Origin of the sequence: Thalassotalea sp. PLHSN55 (assembly GCF_052030545.1) — a bacterium.
Classification (GTDB): domain Bacteria; phylum Pseudomonadota; class Gammaproteobacteria; order Enterobacterales; family Alteromonadaceae; genus CANMXU01.
Genome location: NZ_JBPDIH010000003.1, coordinates 1 through 14647, shown reverse-complemented (window position 1 = coordinate 14647; position 14647 = coordinate 1). Strand labels below are relative to the sequence as shown.

10 protein-coding genes are annotated in these 14647 nt (G+C 41.4%); all 10 read left to right on the top strand.

Annotated features, from left to right (window positions below):
* The first annotated feature begins 181 nt into the window (after positions 1 to 181).
* A complete protein-coding gene (rplK, locus tag ACRRSQ_RS05995; protein WP_440874807.1) occupies positions 182 to 610 on the top strand; it encodes a 50S ribosomal protein L11 in 429 nt (142 codons plus the stop codon).
* A gap of 3 nt (positions 611 to 613) precedes the next feature.
* A complete protein-coding gene (rplA, locus tag ACRRSQ_RS05990) occupies positions 614 to 1309 on the top strand; it encodes a 50S ribosomal protein L1 (RefSeq protein ID WP_440874806.1) in 696 nt (231 codons plus the stop codon).
* Between the two features lie 292 nt (positions 1310 to 1601).
* Entirely contained in the window at positions 1602 to 2096 is a 495-nt protein-coding gene (gene rplJ, locus ACRRSQ_RS05985; RefSeq protein WP_440874805.1) for a 50S ribosomal protein L10, read from the top strand.
* A gap of 113 nt (positions 2097 to 2209) precedes the next feature.
* Complete coding sequence (gene rplL / locus ACRRSQ_RS05980) at positions 2210 to 2578, top strand: 50S ribosomal protein L7/L12 (RefSeq protein ID WP_440874804.1); 369 nt, start codon at positions 2210 to 2212, stop codon at positions 2576 to 2578.
* A gap of 232 nt (positions 2579 to 2810) precedes the next feature.
* Positions 2811 to 6839: a DNA-directed RNA polymerase subunit beta gene (gene rpoB / locus ACRRSQ_RS05975; protein ID WP_440874803.1), complete on the top strand. Its 4029-nt coding sequence runs from the start codon at positions 2811 to 2813 to the stop codon at positions 6837 to 6839.
* Positions 6840 to 6926: 87 nt separating this feature from the next.
* The gene (gene rpoC / locus ACRRSQ_RS05970; protein ID WP_440874802.1) at positions 6927 to 11141 is read left to right on the top strand and encodes a DNA-directed RNA polymerase subunit beta'; all 4215 of its coding nucleotides are present in this window, start codon (positions 6927 to 6929) and stop codon (positions 11139 to 11141) included.
* A gap of 186 nt (positions 11142 to 11327) precedes the next feature.
* Positions 11328 to 11702 carry a 30S ribosomal protein S12 gene (gene rpsL, locus ACRRSQ_RS05965; RefSeq protein WP_440874801.1) on the top strand — a complete coding sequence of 125 codons (375 nt, stop codon included), beginning with the start codon at positions 11328 to 11330 and terminating at the stop codon, positions 11700 to 11702.
* A 74-nt stretch (positions 11703 to 11776) separates the two neighbouring features.
* Positions 11777 to 12250, top strand: a complete 474-nt coding sequence (gene rpsG, locus ACRRSQ_RS05960) for a 30S ribosomal protein S7 (RefSeq protein WP_184426790.1) — start codon at positions 11777 to 11779, stop codon at positions 12248 to 12250.
* A 104-nt stretch (positions 12251 to 12354) separates the two neighbouring features.
* The gene (gene fusA, locus ACRRSQ_RS05955) at positions 12355 to 14451 is read left to right on the top strand and encodes an elongation factor G (RefSeq protein ID WP_440874800.1); all 2097 of its coding nucleotides are present in this window, start codon (positions 12355 to 12357) and stop codon (positions 14449 to 14451) included.
* A gap of 68 nt (positions 14452 to 14519) precedes the next feature.
* Positions 14520 to 14647 (top strand): GTP-binding protein (locus ACRRSQ_RS05950; RefSeq protein ID WP_440875300.1); only part of this gene is annotated, 128 nt, incomplete at its 3' end.

Below are 14647 nucleotides of genomic sequence, written 5' to 3'. Positions count from 1 at the left end.
AAATTAATCTTAGTTAAAATGTCAAAATTGGTTGAATATGCTTCGTTGATTAATATATAATCCGCTGCCGATTTTTTTTGGATAGGTGAAAAACCTGTCGGGGAATAAATCGTAATTGTAAAACGGGGAGCTGAGTTATTGAAAAACTTGGCGTTAGAACCCACCAAAAAGGTATTTTAAAATGGCTAAAAAAGTCCAAGCTCTAATCAAGCTACAAGTTGCTGCTGGTGCAGCAAACCCGTCACCGCCAGTTGGTCCAGCTCTTGGTCAACACGGTGTGAACATCATGGAATTCTGTAAAGCGTTTAACGCAAAAACAGACTCTTTAGACAAAGGCGCTCCAGTACCAGTAGTTATTACTGTATACAATGACCGTTCTTTCACATTCGAAACTAAGACTCCACCTGCATCATACTTACTTAAGAAAGCTGCTGGTATCAAGTCTGGTTCAGGTCGTCCTAACACTGAAAAAGTAGGTACTGTAACACGTGCTCAACTTGAAGAAATCGTTAAGATGAAAGAACCTGATTTAACTGCTGGTTCTATGGATGCAGCTGTTAATACTATCGCGGGCTCTGCTCGTTCAATGGGCTTAGTGGTAGAGGGATAAGAAATGGCTAAATTATCAAAACGCGCTCGTCTTGTTCGTGAAAAAGTAGACGTATTAAAAGAATATGATATCTCTGAAGCATTAGAACTTTTAAAAGAATTAGCAACTGCTAAATTCCGTGAAAGTGTAGACGTTGCTGTAAACTTAGGTATCGACGCTCGTAAATCAGATCAAAACGTACGTGGTGCAACTGTACTACCTAACGGTACTGGTCGTGACGTTCGTGTTGCAGTATTCACACAAGGCGCTAATGCTGAAAAAGCAAAAGAAGCCGGTGCTGATGTTGTAGGCATGGAAGACTTAGCAGAACAAGTTAAAGCCGGTAACATGGACTTTGACGTTGTAATCGCTTCTCCAGACGCTATGCGTGTTGTTGGTCAACTAGGTCAGATTTTAGGCCCACGTGGTTTAATGCCTAACCCTAAAGTTGGTACAGTTTCACCTGACGTTGCTGGCGCAGTTAAAAATGCTAAAGCTGGTCAAATTCGTTACCGTAACGACAAGAACGGCATCATCCATACTACTATCGGTAAGGCTGATTTCGAATCTGCACAACTTCAAGAAAACCTTGAAGCTTTATTAGAAGCGCTTAAGAAAGCTAAGCCTGCTAATGCTAAAGGTCAATTCATTAAGAAAATTTCAGTTTCAACTACTATGGGTGCTGGCGTTACAGTAAACCAAGGTAGCTTAACTTTATAATTTTCAGTAAAGCCTCAATAGAGACTTTACAAGGGCGAAATTGTGAACTATAATTTCGCCCCTTAAATTTTGGTAGGTGTTGTTTAATTATTGTTTGATAAATAAACAACCCCGTCAAAGACCGTAGGAGTATCAAGGTTAAGTTTTACTTAATGAGGTACTTAATTTTTCCTACGTAGATGGTGATTACCCAGTATTTCCTTAATTCTGGTCCTCGCCGTAACGGCCTGAAAAATAATGTTTTTCAGGGATAGTAATACCGGCTTTGCCGGTGAACCAGGAGTAAAAGCCAATGGCTATCAATCTTGATGACAAAAAAGCAATTGTTGCTGAAGTTCAAGAAGCTGCCAAAGGCGCTCAATCAGCTGTAATCGCAGATTCTCGCGGTGTTACAGTTGAAGCAATTACTGTTTTACGTAAAGAAGCTCGTGAAAACGGTGTTTGGATGAAGGTTGTCCGTAACACGTTAGCACGTCGCGCTTTACAAGGTACTGACTTTGAATGTGTTTCTGAAACACTAGTTGGTCCATCATTAATTGCATTTTCAAACGAGCATCCAGGTGCTGCTGCGCGTTTATTCACAGACTTCGCTAAATCTAACGAAGCCTTTGAACTAAAAGCTGCTGCATTTGAAGGTAACGCTGTAGACGTAAACATGTTAGCTAAGCTACCAACTTACGACGAAGCAATTGCACGTTTAATGAGCGCTATGAAAGAAGCATCTGCAGGCAAACTTGCCCGCACACTTGCTGCAGTTCGCGATCAGAAAGAGCAAGAAGCTGCTTAATTTTAACCTTAGTTTTCGCCTACACTATTTGGCAACTAAAGTTAAACGCACTTTTTGTATTTATAGTTATTTATAACGGCCAAAAGGCTGTTAATTAAAACAGGAAATTTATAATGTCTATTTCTAAAGACGATATCCTAAATGCTATTGCTGAAATGTCAGTAATGGACGTAGTAGAATTAGTAGAAGCAATGGAAGAGAAGTTCGGCGTATCTGCTGCAGCTGCTGTTGCTGTAGCTGGCGGTGACGCTGGTGGTGCTGCTGAAGAGCAAACTGAATTCGACGTAATCTTAACAGGTTTCGGTGAGAAGAAAGTTGCTGTAATCAAAGCAGTTCGCGGCGCAACTGGTCTTGGCTTAAAAGAAGCTAAAGAATTAGTTGAATCAGCTCCTAAAGCACTTAAAGAAGGTGTTGAAAAAGCTGAAGCTGAAGAACTTAAGAAAGCTCTTGAAGAAGCTGGTGCTTCTGTTGAGATCAAATAATCTGACTTCTGACAGATTATTTGCCTGAAAAGGCAATGGCTGGTGATTTAAACGTCACCGGCCTTTTTGCGCTAAAGAATATGGTTTTTTTAATATTCAAAAATATTTTGATGTTTTTTAAACCAAAACAGTGCATTATTTGATGTTTAGACGTAAATATCACTGCAATACACTGTCGAATACTTAAGTATTTTCGGCAGATTTGGCCATAACCAGCAAGCTGAGGAACCCCATGGCTTACTCATACTTTGAGAAGAAGCGAATTAGAAAGGACTTTGGTAAAAGCACACAAGTAATGGATTATCCATTCTTGTTGTCCATCCAACTCGAATCTTTCCGCAAGTTTATTGATATCGACCCAACAGGTGAAACAGGCCTAGAGGCTGCGTTCCGCTCTATTTTTCCAATTAAAGCCTATTCTGGTAGTTCAGAATTACAATACGTTAGTTATCGTTTAGGTGAGCCGCTATTTGATGTGAAAGAATGTCAAATTCGTGGTGTGACCTATTCAGCGCCATTACGCGTTAAATTGCGCTTAGTGGTTTATGATAAAGAAGCGCCAGCCGGTACAGTAAAAGATATCAAAGAACAAGAAGTGTACATGGGTGAAATTCCCTTGATGACTGAAAACGGTACGTTTGTCATCAACGGTACAGAACGTGTTATTGTATCTCAATTACACCGTTCACCGGGCGTGTTTTTTGATCACGATAAAGGTAAAACGCACTCTTCAGGTAAAGTGTTATATAACGCACGCGTAATACCATACCGTGGTTCATGGTTAGATTTTGAATTTGACCCGAAAGATAATCTGTTTGTACGTATTGACCGTCGTCGTAAATTACCTGCGTCGATCATTTTACGTGCACTAGAGTATTCTTCGGAAGAAATTTTAGATATTTTCTACGATACCACATCGTATGAAATTAAAGGCGACAAGTTAATCATGGAACTTGTGCCTGAGCGTTTGCGTGGCGAAACCGCAACGTTCGATATTAAAATGCCAAATGGTGACGTTTTAGTTGAGCAAGGTCGTCGTATCACAGCTCGTCACATTCGCGCACTAAGCAAAGAAAACGTTACTGAGCTAGAAGTTCCAGCAGAATACATTGTTGGTAAAGTACTTTCTAAAGCGTATGTTGACGAATCTACTGGTGAAGTCATTGCAGAAGCTAACGCTGAATTAACGTTAGAATTATTAGCTGCACTAAGCCAAGCAGGCCATAAAGTACTTTCTACTTTATACATGAACGAATTTGATGTTGGTTCATATATGTCTGATACCTTACGCATCGACAGCTCAACTAACCGCCTAGAAGCGCTTGTTGAAATCTACCGTATGATGCGCCCAGGTGAGCCACCAACAAAAGATGCCGCAGAAACCTTATTTGCGAATTTATTCTTTTCGTTAGAGCGTTATGACCTATCAACTGTTGGTCGCATGAAGTTCAACCGTCGTGTTGGCAACAGCGAAGATGCAGGTTCTGGTATTTTATCAAACGAAGATATTATCTCGGTAATGAAAACCTTGATTAGTATTCGTGATGGTAAAGGCGATGTTGATGATATCGATCACTTAGGTAACCGTCGTATTCGCTCTGTTGGTGAAATGGCAGAAAACCAATTCCGTGTTGGTTTAGTGCGTGTAGAGCGTGCTGTACGTGAACGTTTATCATTAGGTGATCTTGACGCAATTATGCCGCAAGATTTAATCAATGCTAAGCCGATTTCAGCAGCAGTTAAAGAATTCTTTGGTTCTTCGCAGTTATCGCAATTTATGGATCAGAACAACCCGTTGTCTGAAGTTACCCATAAACGTCGTATCTCTGCTTTAGGGCCGGGTGGTTTGACGCGTGAACGTGCTGGTTTTGAAGTACGTGACGTACATCCTACTCACTATGGTCGTGTATGTCCTATCGAAACGCCGGAAGGTCCAAACATCGGTTTGATCAACTCGCTTTCATGTTACGCACGTACTAACGATTTTGGTTTCTTAGAAACACCTTATCGTAAAATTGAAAACGGTTTTGTTACTGACGAAGTTGAATATTTATCAGCTATCGAAGAAGGTAACTTTGTGATCGCACAGGCGAACGCAAAATTAGACAAAGATAATAAGTTAACTGATGAACACGTTCCGTGTCGTCATAAAAACGAATTTACGCTAATGTCTGCTGATACTGTTCAATATATGGACGTATCACCACAACAAATTATTTCTGTTGCTGCATCACTTATTCCGTTCTTAGAACACGATGATGCTAACCGTGCCTTGATGGGATCGAACATGCAACGTCAAGCTGTACCTACACTGAAAGTGGACAAGCCACTTGTTGGTACCGGTATGGAAAAAATTGTTGCAGTAGACTCTGGTGTTACAGCCGTTGCTAAACGCGGTGGTGTGGTAAGTTACGTTGATGCTTCACGTATCGTTGTTAAAGTTAATGAAAATGAAATGCATGCTGGTGAAGCAGGTATTGATATTTACAACTTAACTAAATACACCCGCTCTAACCAAAATACGTGTATCAACCAACGTCCAGTGTGTCGTATGGGTGAGCCAGTAACACGCGGTGACGTATTAGCAGATGGTCCATCAACTGATATGGGTGAATTGGCGCTAGGTCAAAACATGCGTATCGCGTTCATGCCTTGGAATGGTTACAACTTTGAGGATTCAATGTTGTTATCTGAGCGTGTAGCGATGGAAGATCGTTTTACTACGATCCACATTCAAGAATTAAGCTGTATCGCTCGTGACACTAAATTAGGTAGTGAAGAAATTACTTCTGATATTCCTAATGTTGGTGAGTCTGCATTATCAAAACTTGATGAAGCTGGTGTTGTATACATTGGTGCAGAAGTTAACGGTGGCGATATCTTAGTAGGTAAAGTGACACCTAAAGGTGAAACACAACTTACGCCAGAAGAAAAACTACTACGTGCTATTTTCGGTGAAAAAGCAGCTGACGTTAAAGACAGCTCTTTACGTGTACCAAACTCTGTTTCAGGTACTATCATCGATGTACAAATCTTCACCCGTGACGGTGTAGAAAAAGATAAACGTGCTGTCGAAATTGAAGAATTACAACTTAAAGAAGTTAAGAAAGATTTAGGTGACGAATTCAGCATTTTAGAAGACGGTATCTATGCTCGCGCTAAGAAGTTATTGTTATCTGCTGGTTTGAACGAAGCTGACCTAAATGGTATGTCTCGTGCGAACTGGTTAATCCAAAACTTAAGCGATGAAGAACAACAATCTGAGCTAGAGCAAATTGCTGAGCAATACGACAACATTAAAGCAGACTTTGATAAGAAGTTTGAAATTAAGCGTCGTAAGATCACTCAAGGTGATGACTTAGCACCAGGCGTATTAAAAATTGTTAAGGTTTACTTAGCGGTTAAACGTCGCATTCAGCCAGGTGATAAAATGGCGGGTCGTCATGGTAACAAAGGTGTTATTTCAAACGTAGTACCTGTTGAAGATATGCCATACGATGAGCACGGTGTACCAGTTGATATCGTACTTAACCCGTTAGGTGTACCATCGCGTATGAACATCGGTCAGATCCTAGAAACTCATTTAGGTATGGCTGCTCGTGGTGTTGGTGAAAAAATCAACCGTATGCTTGAAGCGCAACAAGAAATTCACAAATTACGTAACTTCTTACAAGATGTTTATAACGTAGGTGAATCTCGTCAAGAAGTTGATATTGCAAGTTTCTCGGATGACGAAGTGATGCGTTTAGCAGGTAACTTACGTGCCGGTTTACCAATTGCAACACCAGCATTTGATGGTGCAGCAGAGAAAGAAATTAAAGAGCTATTCAAATTAGCGGATATGCCAGAAAGCGGTCAGTTTGTATTAACTGATGGTCGTACGGGTCGTCAATTTGAACGTCCAGTAACGGTAGGTTACATGTACATGTTGAAACTAAACCATTTAGTTGATGACAAAATGCATGCTCGTTCTACTGGTTCTTATAGCTTAGTTACTCAGCAACCACTAGGCGGTAAAGCGCAATTTGGTGGTCAGCGTTTCGGTGAGATGGAAGTATGGGCATTAGAAGCATACGGTGCTGCTTATACCCTACAAGAAATGCTTACTGTTAAGTCGGATGATGTTAACGGTCGTACTAAGATGTATAAAAACTTAGTTGACGGTGATCACCGCATGGAACCAGGTATTCCTGAGTCATTCAACGTATTGTTGAAAGAGATCCGCTCGTTAGGTATTAACATCGAGTTAGATCAGGAATAGTTCCTAAGCTGAATTGCTGATTAATTATCAGTACATAGAGAGCGGTTCGCTGCTCTCTCCGTATTTAACTCCGACAGGAGATAGAGTGTGAAAGATTTACTTAAGTTTCTTAAGCAACAAAATCAAACAGAAGAGTTCGATGGTATTCGCATCGGGCTAGCATCACCAGACATGATTCGTTCATGGTCTTTTGGTGAAGTAAAGAAACCTGAAACAATCAACTACCGTACGTTCAAACCAGAACGTGATGGTCTGTTTTGCGCGCGTATTTTTGGACCAGTAAAAGATTACGAATGTCTTTGTGGTAAATACAAGCGTTTAAAGCATCGTGGTGTTATTTGTGAAAAATGTGGCGTTGAAGTTACATTAACTAAAGTTCGTCGTGACCGTATGGGGCACATCGAATTAGCAAGCCCTGTGGCACATATTTGGTTCTTAAAATCATTACCATCGCGTATTGGTTTATTACTAGATATGACATTACGTGATATCGAACGTGTTTTATACTTCGAATCATACGTAGTAACAGAGCCTGGTTTAACCACATTAGAGAAAAGCCAAATTCTAACCGAAGAAGAATATCTTGACGCGTTAGAAGAGCATGGTGATGAATTTGATGCAAAAATGGGTGCAGAAGCAGTTCTAGCCTTATTGCAACAAATCGACCTTGATGGTGAAGTTGCTCAAATGCGTGAAGAATTACCAGAAATTGGTAGTGAAACTAAGCGTAAGAAAATTACTAAACGTTTAAAATTAATGGAAGCATTCGCCCAATCTGGTAACAAGCCAGAGTGGATGATCATGTCGGTTTTACCGATCCTTCCACCAGATTTACGTCCACTAGTGCCACTAGATGGCGGTCGCTTTGCGACATCTGACTTAAACGATTTATACCGTCGTGTTATTAACCGTAACAACCGTTTGAAACGTCTTCTAGACTTAGTAGCACCAGACATTATCGTACGTAACGAAAAACGTATGTTACAAGAGTCTGTTGATGCACTTCTTGATAACGGTCGTCGTGGTCGTGCTATTACAGGTTCTAACAAGCGCCCATTAAAATCACTTGCCGATATGATCAAAGGTAAGCAAGGTCGTTTCCGTCAGAACTTACTAGGTAAGCGTGTTGATTATTCAGGTCGTTCTGTAATCACTGTTGGTCCTACACTACGTTTACACCAGTGTGGTCTTCCAAAGAAAATGGCACTTGAGCTATTCAAACCATTTATCTACGGTAAATTAGAAGCGCGTGGTTTAGCGACTACAATTAAAGCGGCTAAAAAATTAGTAGAACGTGAAGGCGCAGAAGTATGGGATGTATTAGACGAAGTAATTCGTGAACATCCGGTAATGCTTAACCGTGCACCAACACTTCATAGATTGGGTATCCAAGCATTCGAACCTGTGCTAATTGAAGGTAAAGCAATTCACCTTCATCCATTAGTTTGTGCGGCATATAACGCCGATTTCGATGGTGACCAAATGGCGGTACACGTACCGTTGACACTAGAAGCACAGCTTGAAGCACGTACGTTAATGATGTCGACCAATAACGTATTATCACCTGCTAACGGTGAGCCAATCATCGTTCCTTCACAGGATGTTGTATTAGGTCTTTACTACTTAACGCGTGACCGTGTTAATGGTTTAGGCGAAGGCATGGTATTTGCTGACACAAAAGAAGCTGAAAAAGCATACCGTACAGGTGCTGCTGAACTTCATGCTCGTGTTAAAATTCGTATTACTGAACACGTTCGTAATCGCGAAGGTGAATTGGTTGCTAATACTACATTGCGTGATACAACTGTTGGTCGTGCAATCTTATGGCAAGTATGTCCTAAAGGACTACCGTATGAGCTTATCGATCAGCCATTAGGTAAAAAGCCAATTTCAAAACTGATTAACCATGCATATCGTAACCTTGGTTTAAAAGATACAGTTATCTTTGCTGACCACATTATGTATACAGGTTTCCATTACGCAATGGTCGCTGGTGCGTCAGTTGGTATCGACGATATGGTAATTCCAGATGCGAAATACACTATTATCGAAGGCGCTGAAGAAGAAGTTGCTGAAATTCAAGAGCAGTTCGAGCAAGGCCTTGTAACTGCTGGTGAGAAGTACAACAAAGTTATTGATATTTGGTCATCTGCGAATGAAAAAGTATCAAAAGCGATGATGGACAACTTATCAAAAGAAACCGTTATTAACCGTGACGGTGAGCCAGAAGAGCAAGACTCTTTCAACTCTATCTTCATGATGGCTGACTCGGGTGCTCGTGGTAGTGCCGCTCAGATCCGTCAGCTAGCGGGTATGCGTGGTCTGATGGCTAAACCAGATGGTTCAATCATCGAAACACCAATTACCGCTAACTTCCGTGAAGGTTTGAACGTACTTCAGTACTTCATCTCAACTCACGGTGCGCGTAAAGGTTTGGCCGATACGGCACTTAAAACAGCTAACTCGGGTTACTTAACTCGTCGTTTAGTTGATGTTGCACAAGATTTAGTGGTTACAGAACATGACTGTGGCACTGAAGACGGTTTATTAATGACGCCATTGATTGAAGGTGGTGATGTTGTTGAGCCATTACGCGAGCGTGTTCTAGGTCGTGTAGTTTGTGACGATGTATTAATTCCAGGTACCGAAGAAGTATTACTTCCTCGTAATACCTTAATTGATGAAGGTTTATGTGACGTTCTTGAAGAGCATTCAGTCGATAACGTAAAAGTTCGTTCAATTATTACTTGTGAAACTGACTTTGGTATTTGTGCACACTGTTACGGTCGTGACTTGGTTCGTGGTCATATGATCAACCAAGGTGAAGCGATTGGTGTTGTGGCAGCACAGTCAATCGGTGAACCAGGTACACAGCTTACCATGCGTACGTTCCACATTGGTGGTGCTGCATCTCGTGCATCAGCTGAGAACAGCGTACAAGTGAAAAACACGGGTACACTGAAACTTCAAAACGCTAAGTTTGTTGTTAACTCTGATGACCATATCGTCATTACCTCACGTTCATCTGAACTAACCGTTATTGATGAGCTAGGTCGTGAGAAAGAACGCTATAAAGTACCTTACGGTTCAATCTTAGCGAAGAAAGACGGTGAAGCGATTGCAGCCGGTGAAACAGTGGCAAACTGGGATCCGCATACGCATCCAATCATCACTGAGGTTGCGGGTAACATCAAATTCATCGACCTTATCGATGGTTTAACCATGACTCGTCAAACTGATGAGCTTACTGGTTTATCATCAATTGTTGTAACCGATGCGAACCAACGTAGTTCTGCGGGTAAAGAAATGCGCCCAATGGTTAAACTAGTTGACGCACAAGGTAATGACGTAATGATCGCTGGTACAGAAATTCCAGCACAATACTTCTTACCAGGTAACGCAATTGTTAACCTAGAAGATGGCGCCGAAGTAAACATTGGTGACGCATTAGCACGTATTCCACAAGAGTCTTCAAAAACTCGTGATATTACTGGTGGTCTACCACGCGTTGCTGACTTATTTGAAGCACGTAAACCAAAAGAGCCTGCTATCCTTGCTGAGAAAACCGGTATTATCGGTTTCGGTAAAGAAACTAAAGGTAAGCGACGTTTATTAATCACGCAGCCAAGTGGTGAAGTATACGAAGAGATGATCCCTAAATGGCGTCAACTTAACGTGTTCGAAGGTGAATCAGTACAAAAAGGTGAAGTTATTGCCGATGGTCCTGAGTCTCCACATGACATCTTGCGTCTTCGTGGTGTTGCACCAGTTGCTAACTACATCGTTAACGAAGTACAAGACGTATACCGCCTACAAGGTGTAAAAATTAACGATAAGCACATCGAAGTTATCGTTCGTCAGATGATCCGTAAGTGTGAAATTTTAGACGCAGGTGATTCTGAATTCTTGAAAGGTGAAATTGTTGAAGTTGCTCGTGTAAACATTGCTAACCGTGAACTTGAAGCTGAAGGTAAGAAACCAGCTGAAATTGAAATGTTAATGATGGGTATCACGAAAGCATCACTTGCTACTGAGTCATTTATCTCAGCGGCATCTTTCCAAGAAACAACACGTGTTCTAACTGAAGCTGCAGTTGCAGGTAAGAAAGACAGTTTACGTGGCTTGAAAGAAAACGTTATTGTGGGTCGCTTAATTCCGGCAGGTACCGGTTATGCGTATCACCAAGAACGTGCTCGTAAGAAAAATGCTGTTGAAGAAGAAACTACGGTTTCAGCAGTAGATGCCGAAAAAGCATTAACTGACGCATTAAATGCCGATTTAATGTCTGGTGCTGACGAGTAAGTAAAAAAGTTGAAGTGATTAAGCTGTCAGACTTGACAGCTTAATGCTTGACCAGTAGAATTCCGCGACCCTATATTCCGTGCACGTGTGTATTGAATATGAGGTTGCGGATTTTCACGTTTATAAGGGTGTAAATTTTCCCATTGATTGAAATTTACACAAGTTTAACTAATCAGGAGCTATTTAATGGCAACTATTAACCAATTGGTACGTAAACCACGTGTCAGACAGGTACAAAAAAGTAACGTTCCAGCGTTACAAGCCTGTCCTCAACGTCGTGGCGTATGTACCCGTGTGTACACAACTACACCAAAGAAACCAAACTCAGCACTACGTAAAGTTGCTCGTGTTCGTTTAACTAACGGCTACGAAGTTACTTCATACATCGGTGGTGAAGGTCACAACTTACAAGAGCATAGCGTTATTTTAATTCGCGGTGGTCGTGTAAAAGATTTACCAGGTGTGCGTTACCACACCGTTCGTGGCGCACTTGATTGTTCAGGTGTAAGCGACAGAAGACAAGGCCGTTCTAAGTACGGTGCAAAGCGCCCTAAATCTTAACGGTTTCCGTAAAGTAAGGCCAAATTAACAAATTTAACATTTTGGGTTATTCCTGAATATAACGGAGAATTAAGATGCCAAGAAGACGCGTCGTAGGGCAACGAAAAATATTGCCAGATCCTAAGTTCCATAACGAACTTTTAGCAAAATTCATCAACATCCTTATGGTTGATGGTAAGAAATCTACTGCCGAAAAAATTGTTTACGGTGCATTAGATATTTTAACTGAAAAGAACTCTGAGAAAACTCACCTTGAGTTATTCGAAGAAGCGTTAGATAACATCCGCCCACAAGTGGAAGTTAAATCTCGCCGTGTAGGTGGTTCTACTTACCAAGTTCCAGTTGAAGTACGTCCAGTGCGTCGTAATGCACTAGCCATGCGTTGGTTAGTTGAAGCAGCTCGTAAACGTGGTGAAAAATCAATGGCTCAGCGCCTAGCTAACGAAATGTTAGATGCGTCTGACAGCAAAGGTTCAGCGGTTAAGAAACGTGAAGACGTTCACCGTATGGCTGAAGCTAACAAAGCGTTTGCTCACTACCGTTGGTAGGAAAGTAAACGCAGTGGCGACTGTGCGTATTAAGCAATTAATGCAAGCAGTCGTTACCTGTTTTTATAATCTGAGAAATGAGTTCTCAGAAAGAGGATGTAATTGTGGCTCGTACAACCCCTATTGAGCGTTACCGAAATATTGGTATTTGTGCTCATGTCGATGCCGGTAAAACGACAACAACAGAAAGGGTACTTTTCTATACTGGTCTTTCCCATAAGATCGGCGAAGTTCATGATGGCGCCGCCACCATGGATTGGATGGAGCAAGAGCAGGAACGTGGTATTACTATCACATCAGCTGCAACCACTTGTTTCTGGAAAGGAATGGACGCGCAATTTGAAGACCATCGCATTAATATCATTGACACCCCAGGTCACGTAGACTTTACTATTGAAGTAGAGCGCTCTTTGCGTGTACTAGATGGTGCGGTATTAGTACTTTGTGCTTCTTCTGGTGTTCAACCTCAAACAGAAACCGTATGGCGTCAAATGGAAAAATATTCCGTTCCGCGTATTGTTTTTGTTAATAAAATGGACCGCACAGGTGCGGACTTTTTATCGGTTGTTGAGCAACTAGGTTCTCGATTAGAAGCTAATGCTGTACCAATTCATTTGGCAATTGGTGCTGAAGAAGATTTCTCAGGAGTTGTTGACCTCATTAAAATGAAGGCTATTAACTGGAACGAAAGTGACCAGGGCATGACCTTCACTTATGAAGAAATTCCTGCTGATATGCAAGACCTTGCTGAAGAATGGCATGAAAATCTTGTTTCTGAAGCCGCAGAAGCCTCTGAAGAATTAATGGATAAGTACCTTGAAGAAGGTCACTTAACCGAAGCAGAAATTAAATCTGCGCTACGTACTCGTACACTAAACAATGAAATTGTCCTTTGTTCATGTGGCTCAGCCTTTAAGAACAAAGGTGTACAAGCAGTACTTGATGCTGTTATCGAATATTTACCTTCGCCTACAGAAGTAGAAGCGATAAAAGGTATTAAAGATGACAAAGACGAAACTGAGGACAGTCGCGAAGCTGATGACAATGCACCTTTTGCTGCATTAGCATTTAAAATTGCCACTGACCCATTTGTTGGTACACTAACCTTCTTTAGAGTATATTCTGGTGTCGTAAAAACTGGCGACAGTGTTTATAACGCTATTAAACAGAAAAAAGAACGTTTTGGTCGTATCGTGCAAATGCATGCAAATGATCGTCAGGAAATAAAAGAAGTACGTGCAGGTGATATTGCCGCCGCTGTTGGCCTAAAAGAGGTCACAACCGGTGATACGCTATGTGATGCAAATCATGTGATCACACTTGAACGTATGGAGTTTCCTGAGCCAGTAATTTCTGTAGCAGTTGAGCCAAAAACTTTAGCGGCCCAAGAAAAAATGGGTGTTGCGCTTGGTAAGTTGGCAGCAGAAGACCCGTCATTTAGAGTAGAATCTGATGAAGAAACGGGGCAAACCATCATCTCAGGTATGGGGGAATTACACCTCGATATCTTAGTTGAACGAATGAAACGCGAATTTAGCGTAGAATGTAATGTTGGTAAGCCACAAGTTGCTTACCGCGAAACAATTCGTTCATCTGTTGAAGTTGAAGGTAAATTTGTTCGTCAATCAGGTGGTCGTGGTCAATATGGTCATGTTTGGTTGAAATTAGAGCCGCTTCCTGAAGGCAGTGGTTTTGAGTTTGTTAACGAAATTGTTGGCGGAAGTGTTCCAAAAGAATTCATCCCCGCAGTTGAAAAAGGTTGTCGTGAACAAATGGATAGCGGTGTATTAGCCGGATATCCTTTGTTAGATATTAAAGCTACGCTTTTTGACGGCTCTTTTCATGACGTTGACTCAAACGAAATGGCGTTTAAAGTCGCTGCTTCTATCGGTTTTAGAGAAGGAACGCTACAAGCGTCTCCGGTAATCTTAGAACCTATGATGAAAGTTGAAGTGATTACGCCAGAAGCAAACATGGGTGATGTCGTTGGTGACTTAAATCGTCGTCGCGGGATGATCGATGGCATGGACGAAGGTCCAGCTGGTTCAAAGGTAGTGAACGCGTTAGTGCCGCTGTCTGAAATGTTTGGTTACGCTACTGACTTACGTAGTGCAACACAAGGTCGTGCATCATACTCGATGGAGTTTCATAAATATAATGAAGCACCAAAAGATGTTGCTGACCAAATAACTGAATCTTAGTAAGGCTTTTTGAAAGTCTGGCTCGGTCTTTTGGCCGGGCTTTTATTAAACTTTAAGGTAATAGAAAAATGGCTAAAGAAAAATTTGAACGTTCGAAACCGCACGTTAACGTTGGTACTATTGGACACGTTGACCACGGTAAAACAACTTTAACAGCTGCTATCTCAGCAGTATTAACTAAAGTACACGGTGGTGA

Excerpts from the sequence above, each read along its gene's own strand:
- rplK (WP_440874807.1), top strand. The coding sequence starts at position 182 with ATGGCTAAAAAAGTCCAAGCTCTAATCAAGCTACAAGTTGCTGCTGGT.
- rplA (WP_440874806.1), top strand. The coding sequence starts at position 614 with ATGGCTAAATTATCAAAACGCGCTCGTCTTGTTCGTGAAAAAGTAGAC.
- rplJ (WP_440874805.1), top strand. The coding sequence starts at position 1,602 with ATGGCTATCAATCTTGATGACAAAAAAGCAATTGTTGCTGAAGTTCAA.
- rplL (WP_440874804.1), top strand. The coding sequence starts at position 2,210 with ATGTCTATTTCTAAAGACGATATCCTAAATGCTATTGCTGAAATGTCA.
- rpoB (WP_440874803.1), top strand. The coding sequence starts at position 2,811 with ATGGCTTACTCATACTTTGAGAAGAAGCGAATTAGAAAGGACTTTGGT.
- rpsL (WP_440874801.1), top strand. The coding sequence starts at position 11,328 with ATGGCAACTATTAACCAATTGGTACGTAAACCACGTGTCAGACAGGTA.
- rpsG (WP_184426790.1), top strand. The coding sequence starts at position 11,777 with ATGCCAAGAAGACGCGTCGTAGGGCAACGAAAAATATTGCCAGATCCT.